Here is a 19,170-nt window from a genome sequence, read left to right as displayed (position 1 = left end):
GGAGGGCAAATCAAACACAGTGCAAGAAATTTCAGTAGTGTCGGCGGACGTGAGCAGCGACATCACCGCGACGGCGGCCTGGCGGAAACTGCACGATCATCATGCGGCCCTGGCCGACCGTCACCTTCGTGAGTTCTTCGCCGACGATCCGGAGCGCGGGCGTGAGCTGATCGTGCGGGTCGCGGACCTGCACATCGACTACTCCAAGCACCGCGTGACCCGCGAAACCGTGGACCTGCTGGTCGAATTGGCGCATACCGCCGACGTGGAGCGCCACCGCGACGCCATGTTCGCCGGGCGGCACATCAACACCTCCGAGGACCGCGCGGTCGGCCACTGGGCACTGCGCGCACCGGCCGGGCGGCGCGCCGAGATCGACGGCGCCGACGCCACCGCCGAGGTGCACGAAGTGCTCGGGCGCATGGGCGAATTCACCGATGCGCTGCGTTCGGGGCAGTGGCGCGGCGCGACCGGTGAGCGCATCGACACGGTGGTGAACATCGGCATCGGCGGCTCGGATCTGGGTCCGGCCATGGTGTACCGCGCGCTGCGGCATTACGCGGATGCCGGAATCTCGGCCCGGTTCGTCTCCAATGTCGACCCCGCCGATCTGGTGTCCACGCTCGCGGGCCTGAATCCGGCGACCACGCTGTTCATCGTGGCGTCCAAGACCTTCTCGACGCTGGAGACCCTCACCAACGCCACCGCCGCCCGCCGCTGGCTGACGGCCGCGCTCGGCGACGACGCGGTGGCCAAGCATTTCGTGGCGGTGTCCACGCACGCCCAGCGGGTGGCGGAGTTCGGCATCGACACCGCGAACATGTTCGGCTTCTGGGATTGGGTCGGCGGCCGCTATTCGGTGGATTCGGCCATCGGCCTGTCGATCATGGCGGTGATCGGCAAGGAGCGCTTCGCGGAGTTCCTGGACGGCATGCACCGGGTGGACGAACACTTCCGCACCGCACCGCTGGGGCAGAACGCACCGGTGCTGCTGGGCCTGCTCGGCGTCTGGTACTCGAACTTCTTCGGCGCGCAGTCGCGGGCGGTGCTGCCGTATTCCAATGACCTGGCCCGCTTTCCGGCGTATCTGCAACAGCTGACCATGGAGTCGAACGGCAAGTCCGTGCGCGCGGACGGCACGCCGGTGACCACCTCCACCGGTGAGATCTTCTGGGGCGAGCCCGGCACCAACGGCCAGCACGCGTTCTACCAGCTGCTGCATCAGGGCACCCGGTTGGTTCCCGCCGATTTCATCGGATTCGCCCGTCCCACCGACGATCTGGCGACCATGGACGGCACCGGCAGCATGCACGACATCCTGATGTCGAATCTGTTCGCCCAGACCAAGGTGCTGGCCTTCGGCAAGACCGCCGCGGAGATCGCCGCCGAGGGCACCGACCCGAACCTGGTGCCGCACAAGGTGATGCCCGGCAACCGCCCCACCACCACCATCCTCGCCCCGATGCTGACCCCCTCCGTGCTGGGCCAGCTCATCGCCCTCTACGAGCACCAGGTGTTCACCGAGGGCGCGATCTGGGGCATCGACAGCTTCGACCAGTGGGGTGTGGAACTCGGCAAACAACAGGCCCTGGCCCTCGAACCCCTCCTCACCGCGGCGGAAGACCCCGAGCCCGGCGCGGATTCCTCCACCGACGCCCTGATCGCCTGGTACCGCGCCAACCGCTGACGGCACCCGCCGGTCCGGCACCGGCCGTATCGTCGCGCGTACACGCTCCGGGCAGCGCGCAGCCGAGGTGCATTCGGGAGCGCCGCATCGCTCGGCCCGCGCTGTCCGCCGCACATGACCCGTCAGCGGAGCTGGCCCGCCACGGGCCGCGGCTCCGGAGCCCGTCGCCCCGTTCGGATCACTCCGACCAGGCTGTGCGCAGTGTCTCGCGGTCGTCCACGCCGAGCTTCCGGCACGCCGCGTCCAGGTGGTGCCCGACGGTTCGCACGCTGCGGAACACCTTGGCGGCGATATCCCGTTCCGTGAGTCCGGCGGCGGCCAAGCGCACCACCTGTAGTTCGAATGTGGTCAGCGGCTCCCCCGGCACGCGGTGTGCCTCGGCGACGCGGTGCTCCTCGGTGCGCCGGTCCTCGGCGACGCGGTAAACATCGACGACGCGAAGCTCCCCCGGCGGCCGGGGCTCTCGCGTCGCGCCGGTCTCGGCCCCCTGTTCCACCAGCCCACGCAACTCCGCGCGGGCTCGATCCGCCCACGGCGCCGCCCCGAGCCGCTCGAATGTCTCCAGTGCTTCCGCCAGCGCGGCCCGCGCCTGGGCCTCCCGGCCTTCGCGGCGCAGCCATTCCCCGTAGAGCAGCCCGGTGCGCGCATGGTCGTACCAGCGCTGCGCCGCCGCGTGCAGTCCGAGCGCCTTGCCGAACAGCTCCCCGTCACCGCTCAGCAGTCCCCGGCACCGCAGGGCGATCCCCTCCGCCCACGGCTTGTCCAGGGCCGCCGCCCAGGTGTCGATCTCGGACATGGCGGCGCTGGCCCGATCGGGTCGCCGTGCCCGCACCGCCGCCTCGATCAGGTCCGCGAGCAGGTCGGTCCAGTGCCCGCGCGCCTGCTTCGGCTGCTCGTACAGTTCCCGCAGGCGGTCGAGCGCTTGCCGGTAGCGCCCGTAGCCGAGATCCAGCAGCGCCAGCGCCCAGTGCCCGTGGGTGACGTCGATGGCGTTGAAATCGCCGGGCTCGTGCCGCAGCGTGCGCCCCGCCAGCTCCCGGCACCGCGCCTCGTCGCCGCGCACGGCCGCGATCATGGCGAGCAGCGCCTCGGCCGTCGCCACCCGCCCCGGCTGCCCGGTGTCGGCGGCGACCCGGAGGCTGTGGGCGGCAATGATTTCCGCCTCCCGGAACCGGCCCAGGATGAGTTCCGCATTGGCCAGGACGCAGCCCACCGACGGGCACCAGGTGATCATGCCGCGCTCACACACCAGCCCGGCCAGTTCGGTGAGCTGTTCCCGCGCGACCTCCATATCCCCGATGAGCGCCGATTGCGCCGCGAACGCGTGCCGCAGCGAGATCATCTCCAGCGGCACCGTCCGCCCGAAGGCGACGTTCGCCCGGATCAGCGCGATCCCGCCGACCGGGTCGCCGGTCTGCATGACCATCGGTCCCCGCAGCGCGGACAGCAGCGGCTCCCGCATGGGTCCGAGGGCCAGCTCCGCCAGTCGGTGGTACGCCGTCCGGAAATCCGCGAGATCGCCTGCGGTCCACGCGATCCGGCCCGCGTCGATGAGCAGCCACGCGGCCCGTTGCGGGTCGAGGTCGGCGACGTGTTCGGCGGCGTCGAGCATGATCTGATAGGCCCGGTGCGGTGACCCGACCTCGAATTCGATCGTCGCCCGGACGCCGAGTATCCGCGCCCGCTCCCCCGCTGTGAGGCAGAGCTGTTCGGCCGTGTCGGCGAGCCGCAGGGCCTGGTCGGCGCATCCGGCCGCGAGTGCGGTCTCCACGGCGCGGGTGAGCCTGCGGCCCCGTACGACGAGGTCGGGCGTGAGCCGGGCGGCCGCTTCGAGGGCGCTGACGGCGCTGGCGTGCGCGGTGTGCTCGCACGCGTAGTCGGCGGCGGCCTCCAGTGCGGCGGCGAGGGTTTCGTCCGGCGTGGTGCGGGCGCGGGCCAGCTGCCAGGCGTGGCGTACCGGATCGTGGCCGAGTTCGGCGGCGAGGGCGAGGTGCACCGCCGTCCGGTGGGCCGCATCAGCCGCCCGGTAGGCGGCCGTGCGCTGGAGCGGATGCCGGAAGGCCACGGCCCGCCCGGATCGGTGCAGCAGGCCGGTGTCCGCCGCGGCGGTGAGCGCGTCCCCGGTGCAGCCGAGGCGACCCAGGACCCGCTCGACCAGCTCGAGATCGCCGGTCTCCTCCGCGGCGACGACCAGCAGCGCGGTGCGCACGGCCGCGGGGTATCCGGCGATGCGATCCGCGTAGCCCGCGCACAACCGCCGCGTCAGCTCCTCCGCATCGACTACCTCGGCGGCAGTGTGCGATGAACCTCCGCCCATCCGATCCGCACGCGACAGCCCTCCGCTCGCCGCATCAGCCTGCGGCAACCCTCCGCTCGCTGCATCCCCCCGCGGCAACCCGTCCCCCCGTACCGACCCGTCGGCAGCCATGGCGGGAAATTCCGAGGCCGCCAATGGGTTCCCGGCAGCGGCCCGCAACACCCGGTCGCGTGCGTCCGGGGCGAGATCCGGGAAGCGGTGTGCGAGGAGAGCGGCGGCGGACTCGTGGTCCAGCGGTGCGAGCCGGAGTTCGGGCAGTCCGTCGGCCCGGAGTTCGGTATCTCCGGCGAAGAGCAGGGCCAGGTGCTCCGCATCGAGGCGGCGGGCGGCGAACAGCAGGGCGTCCAGGCTGGGACGATCCAGCAGCTGGGCGTCGTCGATCAGGCACAGCACCGGAGCGGGCGCGGCGAGTTCGGCCAGCAGCGAGAGCACGGCCAAGCCGACGCAGAAGCGGTCGGCAGTGTCGCAGACCCGACGGCCGAGCGCGGTATCCAGGGCGCGGCGCTGCGGTGCCGGTAGTGCGTCCAGAGCGTTGTCGGCATCCTCCCCCACAGCCTCCAGCAACCGGCGCAGGCCCGCGAAGGGCAGGTCGGAGCCGTTCTCGATACCGGTGCAGCGCAGGACCCGCCAGCCCGCGGCGGCGTCCTCGGCCGCGTCCAACAGCGCGGTCTTGCCCAGGCCCGGGTCGGCGATCACGGTCAGCACACGACCGTGGCCCGCCCGTGCGTCGTCGAGCAGGTTGTGGATGTGCTGTATTTCTTTGACACGACCGAACAGCACATGCGACAACCTATGTCCCGGACCGGGAATCAGCAAATGGTGAACGTTCTGATTTCGCACCGTGCGCGCAGGTCGGCCGCACGTACCGAAACGGTCGGTCGGTCCAAAGAGAATGACCGACTATGACCGCGCGAACACTCGACCCACCGACTCCCGGCTCCCGGCGTCCCCCGGCGCCGTCTCTGGTCGGCCGCACCGCGGAGGTGCACCGCATCGCGGCCCTCACCGCGGCGGCCGCCGCGGGTCGCGGTGGCGGACTCGCCGTGCTCGGCGATTCGGGCACGGGCAAGTCGGCGCTGCTCGGGTACGCGGCAGCGGCGGCCCCCGACTCGGTGCTGGTACTGCAGTGCACCGGAGTCGAGAGCGAGTCCGAATTGCCGTTCGCCGGGCTGCAATTGCTCCTCCACCCCTTCCTGGACCGGCTCGATGCCCTCGCCGAACCACATCGCGGCATCCTGCGCCGGGCCTTCGGCCTGAGCGCCGCCGCGTCCAATCCCTCGAACGACCGCTTCGCGGTCGGCCTGGCCACCCTGGAACTGCTGGCCGAGATCGCCGCCGAGCAGCCGCTGCTGTGCCTGATCGACGATGCGCAGTGGCTGGACTGTCCCTCGGTGGACGCCCTGCACTTCGCGGCGAATCGGCTCGATGCCGAGGCGGTGGCGCTGATCTTCGCGGCACGACCGGAGTACCGCACCGCGCTGCCGGTACTGCGGTTGGGCCCGCTCGACACCGCGCACTCCCGAACCCTGTTGGATGAGCGGTTTCCGCAGCTCGCCCCCGAACTGCGCGACCGGGTGCTCGCCGAGGCGGCCGGAATCCCGCTGGCCATCCTGGAATTGCCGCGCATGGATCTCGACGCACTGCCGGTGGAGCCACTGCCGCTGCCCGAACGGCTCTATGCGGGTTACTGCGATCATATTGCGGCTCAGCATGACTCGACGCGGCTGGCACTCCTGGTGGTGGCCGCCGAAGAGATCGGGTGCGTCACCGTGGTGCGACGCGCCCTGCGCCGGCTCGGGTTGAGCGATGACGCACTGGTGGCAGCCGAGCACTCCAGCATGGTCGTCGTTTCCGGTACCCGAGTGACCTTCCGGCATCCGCTCAAGCGCTCCGCCGCCTACCGGTTGGCTCCGTTCACCATTCGCCAGACCGTGCACGCGACGCTGGCCGAGGTACTGGCCGACGATCCGGACCGCAGGGCCTGGCATCTGGCCGCCGGGACCGCCGCACCGGACGAAACCGTCGCCGCCGCAGTGGAAGCCGCGGCGCTGCGGGCCGCCGACCGCAGTGCCCACGGCACCGCCGCCACCGCCTTCGAACGCGCGGCGCGACTCACGCCCGATCCGGTGCACGCTGCCCGCCGCCTGACTCGTGCCATGGCGGCACTGATGGAGGCGGGACGGCCCGAGCATGCGCTCGTGGTCGCCGACCGGCTGGACCCCGCGGTACTGGATGCGCCGCGTCGGACCCGCATGCACGAACTGCGCGCACAGATCGCCGTCGAATCCGATTCGCTCGGCACGGCCTACGATCTGTTCCGCACGGCCGCGGCGGAATCCGCTGTCGCGCAGCCCTATCGGGCCGGTCTGCTGCTGCTCGACGCCGCGCGCGCCGCCTGGGTGGCCGGTGATCTGCCGGGCCTGCTCCGCGCCCGAGAGCAGCTGGCCGACCTGGCCCTCGGCACCTCCGCCGCACCGCTGCTGGCCGCCGTGGACGGTCCGATCCAGCTGGCGACCGGTGCCCAGCCCGCCGGTGTCGCGCTCATTCACGCCGCGACGAGAACCGGGCGGTCGGCACCGGATCCCTCCGCGCGGTTCACCATGGCCCTGCTGGCCACCCTCGCCTCCGATATCGAGCAGGCGCACGCGCTGCTGACCGATCTGGCCGCCGAGTACAGCACGCTCGGCATGGCCGGGCGGCTGCCCGCGGTGCATGGCGCGCTGGGGACGATCCAGCTGCTGCTCGGTCGTTTTCGTGATGCCGAGGCCACCTGCCTGGAGGCGGCCCGGTTGGCCGACTGCACGGGCACGCCGAGCCGGGCGCGCCAGGCCCGGTCCATCCTCGCCGTCCTGGCCGCGGTGCGCGGTGACGCCGATCGCTGCCGGGAGCTGGCCGGCCGGCAACCACGGCACCCGCGCCGCGCGGTGAACACCATCGACGCCGCGCACACCGAATGGGCACTGCTGCACCTGGATCTGGCACAGGGGCGCTACGAGGCGGCGGTAGCGCGGGGTGAGGCGCTGGCCAACAGCCCGCACCGGCCGCTGGCCCAGTGGCCGCACCTGCTCGCGGACCGGGTGGAGGCGGCCGTGCGCCAGCGACAGCCGGAGCGGGCCGCCGAACCGCTCGCGGCACTCGTCGAATTCGCCGCCGCGACCGAGAATCCGTGGGTGCAAGGCCTGGCGCTGCGCTGCGGCGCGCTGGTGGACGGCGACGCCGACCGGTACGATGAAGCGCTGCGCCTGCACGCCGAGGCACAGCGCGGATTCGACCACGCGCGCACCGCACTGCTGTACGGCGAATGGCTGCGGCGGGAGCGCCGGGTGCGGGAGGCACGCGCCCGGCTGTCGACGGCGCTGGCGGACTTCGAACGGCTGGGCGCGCGGCCCTGGGCGGAGCGGGCACGGGCCGAGTCGCGGGCGGCAGGCGGGGCCGAACCCACCGATACCGCAGCGCCCGCGCCGAATGATCATCGCGTGGGACTGCTCACTCCGCAGGAACTCCAGGTGGTTCGCCTGGCAGCTCTCGGCGCGACCAACAACGAGATCGGCGCACGCCTGTTTCTCAGCCCCAAAACCGTTGGGCACCACCTCTATCGGGCCTTTCCGAAGCTGGGGGTACGCAGTCGCGTCGAGCTGGCGCGGCTGCTGGCCGACGAACCCTGGTGAGCCGTCGCCGGGCGGAGGAGTGAATTGCGGCCCGATCGCCCGAGCGGCAAAGTGCTGGTAATGCTCTACGGCCGCGCGACCGAACAACATCGCATCCGGACGCTGCTCTCGGACGCCCGCGCGGGGCGCAGCGGGGCGCTGGCGGTGCTCGCCGGTCCCGGCGAGGGCAAATCCGCGCTGCTGCGCCGGGCCGCCGAACTCACCGATCCGAGTTGGCGGATCCTGCGCTGCACCGGTATCGAGACCGCGGCGGAACTCCCCTTCACCGCTCTGCGGCAGTTGCTGGAACCCGCGCTGACCCACCTGGATGTACTGCCGGAGCCGCAGCGGGAGGCGCTGGGCTGCGCGCTGGGACTGCGGCCGCTGGCGAATCCGGAACGGTTCCTGGTGGGCCTGGCGACGCTGTCGCTGCTGGCGGAACTGGCCACCGCCGCCCCCGTGCTGTGCCTGATCGACGACGCGCAGTGGCTGGACCAGTCGTCGCTGGACGCCCTGCTGTTCACGGCCCGCAGACTGGGCGCGGAGGGCGTCGTGCTGCTGTTCGCGGGTCGAGCGCCGTTCCGCGCGCCGGGGCTCGAGCGCCTGTGTCCGGCCCCGCTGGATTCCGAACAGGCGCGAACGCTGCTGGCGGACCACTTCCCGACGCTGCCGGTCGAGGTGCGTGACCGGGTGCTCGCGGAGGCGGCGGGCAACCCGCTGGCGCTGCTGGAGCTGCCGGGCATGAACCCCGGGATGTCGCAGGTGGGTCCGCTGGCGCTCAGCGATCGGCTGCTGGCCGGATATCAGCAGCACATCGCGGCCTTGCCGGAGGCGGCGCGGCGAGCCCTGCTGGTGGCCGCCGCCGACGACGCCGGTGAGCTGGCCACCGTGCTGCGGGTGCTGGCCGCGCTCGGGGCCGGTCCCGATGCGCTCGCGGCGGCGGAGCGCGACGGCCTCATCGATGTCTCGGGGCAGCGCGTGCTGTTCCGGCATCCGATCATGCGGGCCGCGGCGTACCGCAGCGCGCCCGCCGACGCGCGGCGCGCGGTGCACGCGGCACTCGCCACGGCGCTCGCCGACGATCCGGACCGGCAAGCCTGGCACCTGGCCGAGGCTGCTCGGGAGCCGAGCGAAACCGTCGCGGCCGCACTGGAATCGGCCGCGGTTCGGGCGCGGGATCGCTGTGGGCACGGGGCGGCGGCCAGCACGTGGGAGCGCGCCGCGCAGCTGTCACCGGCTCCGCGCGAACGCGCCCGGCGTCTGGTCGAAGCCTTGGAGAACGCGGCCAGCGCCGGACGTTTCGACAGCGCCGAACGGCTGGCCGAGGAGCTCGCACCGCTGCCCGCCGATCCGGTGTGGCGCGCCCGGATCGCCAGGGTTCGCGCGTATACGGCGTTCGAACGCGGCGCACCGGAGCGGGCGTATCGACTGCTGCGCGCGGGAGCGGCGGCCGTGGCGGCGACCGATCCCGAGCGTGCGGCGGTACTCCTCCTCGAGGCCGGTCGCTGCGCTTGGGCCGCAGCCGATCTGGGCGCGCTGCGGGACGCGCGCGACCAGCTGCGGGAGCTGCCGCCGAGCCGGGACCGCGACCGTTTCCTGCTCGCCTACGACGGCGCGCTGGGACTGTACGCCGACGATCCGACCGATGGCATCGCGCTGTTGCGCCGCAACCGCGGCACCGCATCCGAGCTGCGGCAGCGGGATCCGGTGGTGCGCCTGGCGCTGTCGACGCAGGCGATCGTGCTCGGCGATACCGACGCCACCCGCGACCTGCTCACCGAACTCGCCGAGGACTGCCGTGCCCAGGGTGCGGCGGGCTGGCTGGCCACCGTCGAATCACGCGTGGCCCAGGTGGAATTCATGGCCGGGCGGTTTCGCGAGGCGGAGCTGCTGGCCACCGAGGCCGCCCAGCTCGGCGACCATGCCGAGCAGCCGGTGCGCGGCACCCACGCGGCCGCGGTACTGGCACTGACCGCCGCCGCGATGGGCGATGCCGCACGCTGCCTGGAGCTGGTCGAGAGGTACTGGCAGGGGCCGCCCATCGCCGCCATGCACCGCACCCAATTCGATTGGGCGGTGGCGGTACTGGATATGGCCCGCGGAGACTTCGAATCCGCACTGGACCGGATGGAGGCCCTGGACCGCACCCCGATGAATCGGCACGGCCAGTGGCTGTCCGTCTACGCCGACCGCATCGAGGCCGCGGTGCGCACCGGCCGGCCGGAGCGGGCCCGGGAACCGCTGGAAGCCCTGCGGATCTGGGCCGCGGCACTGGAGGCCCCGTGGGCGGAGGCGCTGCTGCTGCGCGGGCGGGCGGTACTGACGGACGACCCGGATGCCTACACCCGAGCCCTGGAGCTGCATGCCGCCGCGGGTCGCTGGTTCGACCGGGCCCGCACCGGTCTGTTGTACGGCGAATGGCTGCGCCACCAGCACCGCTTCGCCGCCGCGCGCACCGAATTGCACACGGCCGCTGACTCGTTCGACCGGGTGGGCGCGAACTCCTGGGCGGAGCGGGCGCGCGCGGAGCTGCGTGCCGCGGGTGCGGTGGCGGCCACCGGCCGCGAATCCGTCGCGGCTTTGACACCGCAGGAACTGCAGGTGGCGCGGCTCGCCGCGACCGGAAGCACCAATCGGGAGATCGCGGCCCGCCTGTTCCTGAGCCCGAAGACGGTGGGACATCATCTGTCGCGGGTCTTCCGCAAGCTCGGGGTCGCCAATCGAGTGGAACTGGCCCGCCTGGAGCTGAATTGAGCCCGTGACGGTCCGGACCGAGACCGTGGTGACGAGGCGGACGTCGAATTCGGGGGAGGCCGCCTCGCCACACGGATCGGCGGCACGGCGAGGGATGCCGTACCGCCGCTGACCAGACTAGGAAGACGGCGGTCGCGCCGGTATCGGGCGAATGCCCTAATCGGCCGTGGCGGGCGGCGATCGATACCAGGGGGCGTCCGGTAAGCGAATGTTCGGAGCTGGCGGGGGCAGCCGGGATTCGGCCGCGACCTCCGCTACGGCACCAGCCCGCAGCAGCATCAGCCCGCTACAGCAGCGACCCGCAGCAGCATCAGCCCGCAGCGGAGCAGACAGCGATCAGCGGGGTGGATGCCAGTCGAGCGTGGGTGCCAGCGAGTTCAGCATCACCCGGCCCGGGAGCAGCCGCAATGCCAGATTCCGGGCCGCGACGGCCGGGAGCGAATGCCGCTGCGCGAGTGCGCCCATGAGATGGGAGCGCTCGGCGATGCCCTGCACGCGGGGACGCCGCGCGCGGTCGTAGGCGGCGAGTGCGGCGGCGGTCTCCTGGTGTGAGTCGAGCGCGGCCGCCAGCGTGAGGGCGTCCTCCAGGGCCTGATTCGCGCCCTGACCCAGATCCGGTGTCATGGCGTGCGCCGCATCGCCGAGCAGCGCGATCCGGCCGTTGGCGAAGCTGTCCAGATGCGGCAGTTCGAGAATGTCGTGTCGGAGCACCGCCGACTCGGTGGCGGCCGCCAACAGTTCGGGAATGGGGTCGTGCCAGGAACCGAAGCGACGTCGCAGCTCCACCAGCTCACCCTCGTCGCCGCACTGTCCGGCCGGAACACTCGCGGCGGCATAGAGATAGACCCGACCGTCCGGCAGCGGCGCGAGCCCGATCCGTTGGCCGCGCCCCCAGGTCTCCCCGCCGGAGCGCACCGGCCGCGGCGGGGAGACAACCAGCCGCCACGCCGTGTATCCGACGTAGCGGGGGCGCGGCGCGTCGGGCCATAGTCGCGTGCGGATCGAGCTGTGCAGACCGTCGGCGGCGATCACCAGATCGGCCCGCACGGTACCGCGGCGGTGCACCACCTCCACCTTGGCTCCGACCGTGCGCACCTCCTCCACCTCGGTGTCCACGTGCAGGGCATGATCGGGGACGGCGGCCCGCAGGCTGTCCACCAGATCGGCCCGATGCAGGACGACGAGGGGACCGAAGCGGCGTTCGAACTCTCGGGTGTCGGTGCGCGACAGCCAGCGGCCCGAGGGGGTGCGGATGCCCGCCGTGGTCTCCGCCAACGCACGCGCCCGGACGACAGCGCCGAGCCCGAGGGCGTCCAGGGCGCGCAGACCGTTGGGGCAGATCGAGATTCCCGCACCGACCGCACCGAAGTCACGGGCCTTCTCCAGCACCGCGACCTCCCACCCGCGCAGCCCCAACGCGCGGGCCGCCGCCAGGCCCCCGATACCGCCACCGACGACGATGGCTTCCCTGCCCATTGCGACTCCCTCCGACGAACACACCAACGCTAGGGACGGGTGTGCCGTGGCGCTATCGGGCGATCGCCCGTATCCGGTTCAGCCCGGCAGGATCTCGGCCAGAGCTTCGTCGAGCGTCGGATAGCGGAAGCGGAATCCGGCCTGCCGCAGTACCTCCGAGGTGGCATGGCGGCCGGTGAGCCCGAGGGCCGCGTCGGTGCGCAGCACCACCGCGCCGATCCGCAGTACGGCCGCCGGGGTGGGTGGTGCGGGCGGCCGGTGCAGGCGACGCCGCAGCGCGGCCATGAGTTCCCGGTTGCGCACCGGAAAATCGGTGGCGGCCACCAGGATTCCGTCGGGCAGCGTGACCTCCGGGGTCATTCCGAGGGCGGCCCGGACGATGGCCAGCCAGTCCTCGCGGTGGATCCAGCTGAACCACTGCTCGCCGCTGCCGACCCGGCCGCCCAGCCCCGCCTTGGTCAGCGTCGCCAGCCTGCGCACGGCGGGGGCGTCGGGATCCAACACGATGGAGGTGCGCAGAATCGTCCGGTGTTCGGCCGCGGCCCCGTCGAAGGCCCGCTCCCACGGTTCGGCGACGCCCGTCATCTGCGGCAGGCCGACCGGCAGCGGCGTGCGTTCGGTGCAGCGGGTCTCCCCCGCATCCGACCAGATGGCCGTGGTGCTGGCCTGCACCCAGTAGTCGAGCGGCCGGTCCAGGGTTTTCGACGCCGCGACCAGTGCGGCCGTGGAATCCACCCGGCTGTCGCGCAGTACGGCGATATTCCGTTCGGTCGGACGGCAGTCCACCAGCTTGCCCGCCAGGTTCACCAGCGCGGTCCGCCCAGGACCGCGCAGCGCCGCGACCCACTCGCCCTGGCCACGGCCGTCCCACTCCACCTGGGTGAACGGCAAGCTCGCGTCCGCACGCCGGGTGAGTACGGTCACCCGCTGCCCCCGGCACACCAGATCCGTCGCCAGGCTCCGGCCCAGCGCACCACTGCCCCCGGCGATCACCACCGTGAGCGCGTCCGCGGCGGGTTCCAGTCCGGCGGCCCGAGCCAGTCGCGCGAATCCGACGCGGGCATCGGCCTCCAGCAGACCACCGACCACCGTCCGCGCCACCGCCGCCGACATGCCGACGAAGGTGATCCGCTGCCCGACCACCGTCCCGCCGGTCCGCGGTGTGAGCGTCCACTCCACCCGCATGGTCCCGGCGGGTTCGGGCTGCTCGAGCACCAGGCGTCGGCCCGGCACCACCGTGGTGATCGTGAACGGATCGGCGAAGCGTTTGTGTACCGCCTCGTAGACCGGCCCTCGCGGCAGATACCCGCCCGTCACACCCACCTCGGGCGGCCCGGCCAACGTCACCGACGTGACCGCCGGATTCCACCGCGGCCACTGCCTCGGGTCCCCCACCACTTCCCAGAGGCGCTCCGCCGGAAGTGCGATGAACTGCGTGTACTCACCCATCGAACGCCGTCCTAACCCCGCGTTGCCGCGCTCCCCGTCGAGCGCGTACCCCCAATCTATTGCCGCCCGTGCGGTCGACACAGCATCTGCGGGCCGTGCTCTTCCTCACCCGGCGAACCGGCCATCGAGGCAGTCGACGAGGTCTTTGTGCCCTGGTCGGACACGACGCCCACCGGGGACGATCGGATCGTGGACACAGCGCCCCACACCTCGAACTTCGATGTGGTGGCCATCGCGTCATCCGCGGGCGGCCCCGCCGCGCTGACCCATGTCATCGGCAGCCTGCCCGCCGACCTGCCGGTGCCGGTGCTGCTGGTGCAGCATCTCGACCCGCGCCATCCCACCCTGCTCACCGGCATTCTCGCCCGCAGGTCCCGGCTGCCGGTCCGGCTGGTGCGCGGTGGGGAGCGGATCGAGCCGGGCACGGTGTATCTGGCTCCGCCCGCTCGTCACCTGCGGGTGGGGTCGAACGGGGAACTCTCGCTGTCCGACGAGAAACCCGGGCATTTCGTGCGCCCCTCCGCGGATGTGCGGTTCGAATCCGTCGCGGACCGCTACGGATCCCGGGCCATCGCCTGCGTGCTGACCGGTTCGGGCAGTGATGGCGCGACGGGTGCCAAGGAGGTCCGCAACCGCGGCGGCACCGTCCTCGTCGAGGATCCGCGCGAAGCGCGCTTTCGCGGTATGCCCGACCGCATACCGCCCGGATCAGCTCACGTAGGCGCGTTGCAGGATCGCCTCGGTGTCGATGCCGGTCGGCAGGGTGCCGAACGCGACGCCCCAGTCACCGCCGAATCGGGTGGCGCAGAAGGCGTCCGCGACCGCGGCGTTGCCGTGTCGCACCAGCTGCGCGCCCTGGAGCACCAGCGCCATCGACTCCACCACGCGGCGCGCCCGGTACTCGATATCGGCGAGATCGGTGAGTTCCTTGCCGATTCGGTCGATGGCCGCATCCAGGTGCGGATTGGCCCCGCGCGCCCGTGACACCTCGTCGAAATACGCCTCGACCGTTTCGGGCTGACGTCCCATGGCGCGCAGGGCATCCAGGGCCGCCACATTGCCGGAGCCCTCCCAGATGGACATGAGCGGGGCCTCCCGGTACAGCCGCGGCATCCCGGAATCCTCCACGTAGCCATTGCCGCCCAGGCATTCCAGCGCTTCGGCGGCATGCGCGGGGGCACGCTTGCACACCCAGTACTTGGTGACGGCCAGGGAGATCCGGCGCAGCGCGGCCTCGGCGGGATCGGTCGCGGCGCGGTCGGTCGCACCCGCCAGCCGCATCATGACGGTGGTGGCGGCCTCGGATTCGACCACCAGGTCGGCCAGCACATTGCGCATGGCGGGCTGGTCGATCAGCTTCTTGCCGAAGGCGTCCCGGTGGCGGGCGTGGTGCACCGCGTGCACCACCCCGGCGCGCATGCCGGTGGCCGAGCCGATCACGCAGTCCAGGCGGGTCATATTGACCATCTCGATAATGGTCTTCACGCCCGCGCCCTCCGCGCCGACCAGCCAGCCGGTGGCGTTCTCGTACTCGATCTCCGAGGAGGCGTTGGACTTGTTGCCCAGTTTGTCCTTGAGCCGTTGCAGGCGAAGGGGATTGCGCGAACCGTCCGGCAGCACGCGCGGCAGCAGGAAGCAGGACAGGCCGCCGGGGGCCTGCGCGAGGGTCAGGAACATGTCCGACATGGGCGCGGAGGTGAACCACTTGTGGCCGACGATGCGGTACGTGCCGTCGGATTGCGGTGTGGCCGTGGTGGTGTTGGCGCGGACGTCGGAACCGCCCTGCTTCTCGGTCATGGACATGCCCGCGATCAGACCGGCCTTGCCGGACGGCTCCCGCAGGCCGTAGTCGTATACCCGCGACGCCAGCAGCGGTTCGTACTTCGCGGCGAGTTCCGGATTGTGCCGCAGCGCCGGAATCACCGCGTAGGTCATGGAGATCGGGCACATATGGCCCGCGTCGGCCAGACCCCAGGTGTAGAACTTGGCGGCGCGCGCGACGTGCGCACCGGCGCGGTCGTCCTGCCAGGGCGTGCCGTGCAGGCCGTGTTCCACCGCCACCCGCATCAGATCGTGCCAGTGCGGATGGAATTCGACCTCGTCCACCCGGTGGCCGTAGCGGTCGTGGGTGCGCAGCACCGGCGGATAGTCGTTGGCCAGCCGTCCCCACTCCTGCGCCCGCGCCCCTCCGGCGAGCGCGCCGAGCTCGCGCACCTCGTCCTCGGCCCAGCCCGCACCCTCGCGGTGCAGGCCCTCGAGCAGCGCGGGATTGCGAGAGTTGTCGAAGGGGACGATGTTCGGCACCTGGTTGAACACGTCGTGGGTGTGCATGGGTGACTCCTATGTCGAGGATGCCCGCACGCCGAGGGCGCGCAGTGCGAAGGCGACGAGATCGGGCAGCACCGTCTCGCGTGGCAGCTCCTGGGCCAGCGGGCCGACCAGCACCTCACCGATCGCGCCGACCAGGGCGGTGGCGCTGGTGCGTGGATCCTGCGGTGGCAGTTGGCCATTGGCGACGCCGTCGGCCACGGCGGTTTCGAAGGTGTCGGCGAAGGCCCGGCGGAAACGCAGTCGCTCGGTGTCGACGGCGGTGTCCACCGGTTCGGCCAGCAGTACGTAGGCGAGTTTGGGATTCTTCAGGGCGCGTCCGGCGAAGGTCTCCACGGCGGCGGTGACCCGCTCCACCACGCCGCCGTCGGCGCTGGCGTCGGCCACGGCGGTGACCTCGCGGGTGACGACCTCGCGGAAGACGGCGGTCACCAGTTCGGCCTTGCCGCTGAAGTTCTTGTAGACGGTGCCGGTGGCGACACCGGCCGCGGCGGCGACGGTGGCCATGGACAGTCCGGCGAATCCCTGTTCGGAGAGCACCTTCATGGCGGCCCGCACGATCGCCCCGGCCTGGGCGTCCAAGCGGGCCTGCACAGCGGGGGTTCTGCGATACGCCACGAAAGAAGTGAAGCACGGATTCATTTCTTCGCGCAAGGGTATGTGCACGGTCGTGTGTACAGCGTATGGTCGGTCCCGTGAGCGTACGAGTCGAACGCAACGGCCCCGTGACCACCGTGATCCTGCACCGCCCCGAAGCCCGCAATGCCGTGGACGGACCCACGGCCGCGGCGCTGGCCGACGCCTTCCGGGAATTCGACGCCGACCCGACCGCCGCCGTGGCGGTGCTGTGGGGCGAGGGCGGCACCTTCTGCGCCGGGGCGGATCTGAAGGCGCTCGGCACCGAACGGTCCAATCGCGCGGCCGAGGACGGCGACGGGCCCATGGGTCCGACCCGCATGCGGCTGTCCAAGCCCGTCATCGCCGCCGTCTCCGGCTACGCCGTGGCGGGCGGACTCGAACTCGCGCTCTGGTGCGATCTGCGAATCGCCGAGCAGGACAGCACCTTCGGCGTCTTCTGCCGCCGCTGGGGCGTACCCCTCATCGACGGCGGCACCATCCGCCTTCCGCGCATCATCGGCACCGGCCGCGCCCTGGACCTCATCCTCACCGGCCGGGCCGTCGGCGCGGCGGAGGCCCTGCAGATCGGCCTGGTCACCCAGGTCGTCCCGCCCGGCGAATCCCGCCGCGCCGCAGAGGAACTCGCCGCCCAGCTCGCCACCCTCCCGCAAACCTGCCTGCGCTCGGATCGCATGTCGGTGCTGGAACAGGACGGCCTCGACGAGACCGCCGCCCTCCGCAACGAGTTCCGCCACGGCATGACCGCCCTCGCTGACGGCGCGCTCGACGGAGCCCAGCGCTTCGCCGCGGGCGCGGGCCGCGGCGGCCGCCCGGCCTGACCCGACCGCGCCGCGCCCGCCCGGCCACAACCGACCGACGGCGTCCAGACCAGGCAAGCGGACGCGGACGCGCCGGGTGAGTGCGTGACCGTGGGGTGAACCGCCACCCGTCGAAGCCATTCACGGCGAACACACCAGCACCGCACCCCGGCGCAGGCCGATCCACTGCGACCGCCCGCCGATCGATGCGGCCACCGTACGAGCCGGATGCGCGGACGTCGCGCGAACCGGCGTAACCATGGCACCAACCAGTGCGGCCGCCGGGAACCGGCGCGCGAACCCATGTGGCCGCCGCGCCCATGGTGCGGCCATCGCACCAACGGGCGCGGTCGTCGGGCGAGCCGGATGCGCGGACATCAGGTGGGCCGGTGCGATCGGGGTTCGGCGGCACCCATCGACTCGGCCGGGATCGAAGCTCGCCGGTTGTCGGTACCGGTCGGTACGCTGCCTGCGATGAACCGGCTGACCGTGGTGGACGAGATGTTCCTGCGGGCGCATCGGGGTATGGGTACGCCGATCGCACTGCAGGGGATTTGGCGTACCGCCGACCGGGTGGGGTCGGAGTTGCTGCGGGATGTGCACGAGGCGTTGCGAACGGGGCCGCTGGGGCGGCGGGTGGTGCGGTCGCGGATTCCGGGGGCGCGGCCCCGCTGGCAGGTGACCGGCTGGGCGCATCCGCTGGTGCTGGCCGGTGAGCCGCTGGCCGCGCACACCCTGCTGGAGTGGGCCGACGGTCAGGGTGCGGACCTCGATCCGGAATTCGGTCCGGGCTGGCGGCTCTCGGCCGCACCACTCGACGACGGCGGATCGGTTGTCGCCCTGACGTGTTCACACGCCCTGGCCGACGGCCGCGCCCTCACCCTGGCCGTGGACAACGCGCTGGCGGGCACACCGCTGGCGACACCCGCGGCCCCCCACTCGGATTGGGCGGACGCCCGCCGCCAATGGTCCGTCGTGCTGGGCGGCACCGCCCGCGCACTGCGCCGCGGCATCCCCCGCCGACCACCTTCTCCTTCGGCACGAGAAACACCGCCCGACCACCCGGACGCCGCCCCGCGCAGCGCCGTACTCCAGATCCCGGCCCGCGACTGGAACCGCGTTGCCGTTGCCCACGGCGGCACCGCCAACAGTCTCTTCGTGCACGCGGTGGCGAATATGCTGTGGTCCACGGGCTTTCCCGAGCCCGAGATCGCCGTCAGCCTCCCGGTGGACACCCGCGACGAACCCCGGGTGGACAACGACCTCGCCATGACCGAGATCGCCGTGCGCCGCACCGACACCCCGGCCACCATCCGCCACCGCGCCCGCGCCGCCTACGAACACCGCATGACCAGCCCGGGCGGTATGCCCGAGGAACTGCTCCAGGTGCTCCCGGACCGCTGGGCGCACGCGCTGGCCCGCGGCGCGGGCGAGCGAGACATCCTGTGCTCCAATATCGGAACCCTCCCGGACTCGCTGCTCACCCTCGGCCCACACCAGTGCACGGGCGTGGCGGCCCGCGCCATCCACCCGGGCCTGCGCGCCGACGCCTTCCCACGCACCCGCCTCTCCGCCTACTTCACCCGCATCGCCGACACCTACACCCTCGGACTGGTCGGCCTCGACCCCCAACGCATCCCCACCGCCGCGGACCTACGCGACCTCGCCAGCACCACTCTGGGTCGACTCGGCCTCACCGCCACACCCTGGTAGCGCCGGCCGCCACAGCCGCGCACCGCGACCTCAGCCCACCTCGTTGATGTAGAGCGAGTACAGGTATTCGCCGAACTGCGCGACCGTCCGGATGTCGGGCGGGGTGGTGAGGTAGTAGCGACGCTCGTACTCCGCGACATCGGCCGCGGTGAGCGGCCGGGTACCCAGATCGAGGGTGAGGTCGTAGGCGGCGCGCAGGGCCTCCAGGCTGAACGGCTCCTTTCCGGAACCGATTCGGGCCGCGGCCAGTGCGGCGGCGGACTCGGCCTCCCGCCGCGCTATGAAATCCAGCAGGCGCGTCGGCCCGCCCTCGGCGTCATCGCTATCGGGATCCATGAGGACCTCCCGGCACTAGATCGAATC

11 protein-coding genes and 1 pseudogene are annotated in these 19,170 nt (G+C 72.0%); 6 read left to right on the top strand and 6 right to left on the bottom strand.

Annotation, left to right across the window (positions count from 1 at the left end):
* Window positions 1-49 precede the first annotated feature (49 nt).
* The gene (pgi, locus tag QJS31_RS22195; RefSeq protein WP_282785756.1) at window positions 50-1,687 is read left to right on the top strand and encodes a glucose-6-phosphate isomerase; all 1,638 of its coding nucleotides are present in this window, start codon (window positions 50-52) and stop codon (window positions 1,685-1,687) included.
* Between the two features lie 178 nt (window positions 1,688-1,865).
* On the opposite strand, the gene QJS31_RS22190 is transcribed toward pgi, so the two are convergent.
* A complete protein-coding gene (locus QJS31_RS22190; RefSeq protein WP_306357596.1) occupies window positions 1,866-4,784 on the bottom strand; it encodes a LuxR family transcriptional regulator in 2,919 nt (972 codons plus the stop codon).
* 122 nt (window positions 4,785-4,906) lie between these two features.
* Between QJS31_RS22190 and QJS31_RS22185 the strand changes: the two genes are divergently transcribed.
* Both QJS31_RS22185 and QJS31_RS22180 read left to right on the top strand, forming a co-directional pair.
* On the top strand, window positions 4,907-7,672 hold the full coding sequence (locus QJS31_RS22185) for a helix-turn-helix transcriptional regulator (RefSeq protein ID WP_306357595.1): 2,766 nt from the start codon (window positions 4,907-4,909) through the stop codon (window positions 7,670-7,672).
* A 24-nt stretch (window positions 7,673-7,696) separates the two neighbouring features.
* Window positions 7,697-10,405: a LuxR C-terminal-related transcriptional regulator gene (locus QJS31_RS22180; RefSeq protein ID WP_306357594.1), complete on the top strand. Its 2,709-nt coding sequence runs from the start codon at window positions 7,697-7,699 to the stop codon at window positions 10,403-10,405.
* 336 nt (window positions 10,406-10,741) lie between these two features.
* On the opposite strand, the gene QJS31_RS22175 is transcribed toward QJS31_RS22180, so the two are convergent.
* Together QJS31_RS22175 and QJS31_RS22170 are read right to left on the bottom strand one after the other, a co-directional pair.
* On the bottom strand, window positions 10,742-11,881 hold the full coding sequence (locus tag QJS31_RS22175) for an FAD-dependent monooxygenase (protein WP_306357593.1): 1,140 nt from the start codon (window positions 11,879-11,881) through the stop codon (window positions 10,742-10,744).
* Window positions 11,882-11,959: 78 nt separating this feature from the next.
* Window positions 11,960-13,330 (bottom strand): DUF1731 domain-containing protein, encoded by a 1,371-nt coding sequence (locus QJS31_RS22170; protein ID WP_306357592.1) that lies wholly within the window; start codon window positions 13,328-13,330, stop codon window positions 11,960-11,962.
* A gap of 147 nt (window positions 13,331-13,477) precedes the next feature.
* Between QJS31_RS22170 and QJS31_RS37415 the strand changes: the two are divergent.
* Window positions 13,478-13,966, top strand: a pseudogene (locus QJS31_RS37415) (chemotaxis protein CheB); the annotation flags it as partial.
* A 72-nt stretch (window positions 13,967-14,038) separates the two neighbouring features.
* On the opposite strand, the gene QJS31_RS22160 reads toward QJS31_RS37415, so the two are convergent.
* The gene (locus QJS31_RS22160) at window positions 14,039-15,661 is read right to left on the bottom strand and encodes an acyl-CoA dehydrogenase family protein (protein WP_143979267.1); all 1,623 of its coding nucleotides are present in this window, start codon (window positions 15,659-15,661) and stop codon (window positions 14,039-14,041) included.
* 9 nt (window positions 15,662-15,670) lie between these two features.
* Window positions 15,671-16,276: a TetR/AcrR family transcriptional regulator gene (locus QJS31_RS22155; protein ID WP_282785166.1), complete on the bottom strand. Its 606-nt coding sequence runs from the start codon at window positions 16,274-16,276 to the stop codon at window positions 15,671-15,673.
* Window positions 16,277-16,353: 77 nt separating this feature from the next.
* On the opposite strand from QJS31_RS22155, the gene QJS31_RS22150 reads away from it, so the two are divergent.
* Both QJS31_RS22150 and QJS31_RS22145 read left to right on the top strand, forming a co-directional pair.
* Window positions 16,354-17,115: a crotonase/enoyl-CoA hydratase family protein gene (locus tag QJS31_RS22150; protein ID WP_306357591.1), complete on the top strand. Its 762-nt coding sequence runs from the start codon at window positions 16,354-16,356 to the stop codon at window positions 17,113-17,115.
* 453 nt (window positions 17,116-17,568) lie between these two features.
* Window positions 17,569-18,807, top strand: a complete 1,239-nt coding sequence (locus QJS31_RS22145) for a hypothetical protein (RefSeq protein ID WP_282786222.1) — start codon at window positions 17,569-17,571, stop codon at window positions 18,805-18,807.
* Between the two features lie 30 nt (window positions 18,808-18,837).
* On the opposite strand, the gene QJS31_RS22140 is transcribed toward QJS31_RS22145, so the two are convergent.
* Complete coding sequence (locus QJS31_RS22140; RefSeq protein ID WP_029931126.1) at window positions 18,838-19,143, bottom strand: hypothetical protein; 306 nt, start codon at window positions 19,141-19,143, stop codon at window positions 18,838-18,840.
* Window positions 19,144-19,170 lie beyond the last annotated feature (27 nt).

The sequence above is a fragment of the Nocardia sp. CC213A genome (assembly GCF_030766805.1).
GTDB classification, from domain to species: domain Bacteria; phylum Actinomycetota; class Actinomycetes; order Mycobacteriales; family Mycobacteriaceae; genus Nocardia; species Nocardia otitidiscaviarum.
This window is presented reverse-complemented; position numbering and strand designations above follow the sequence as displayed.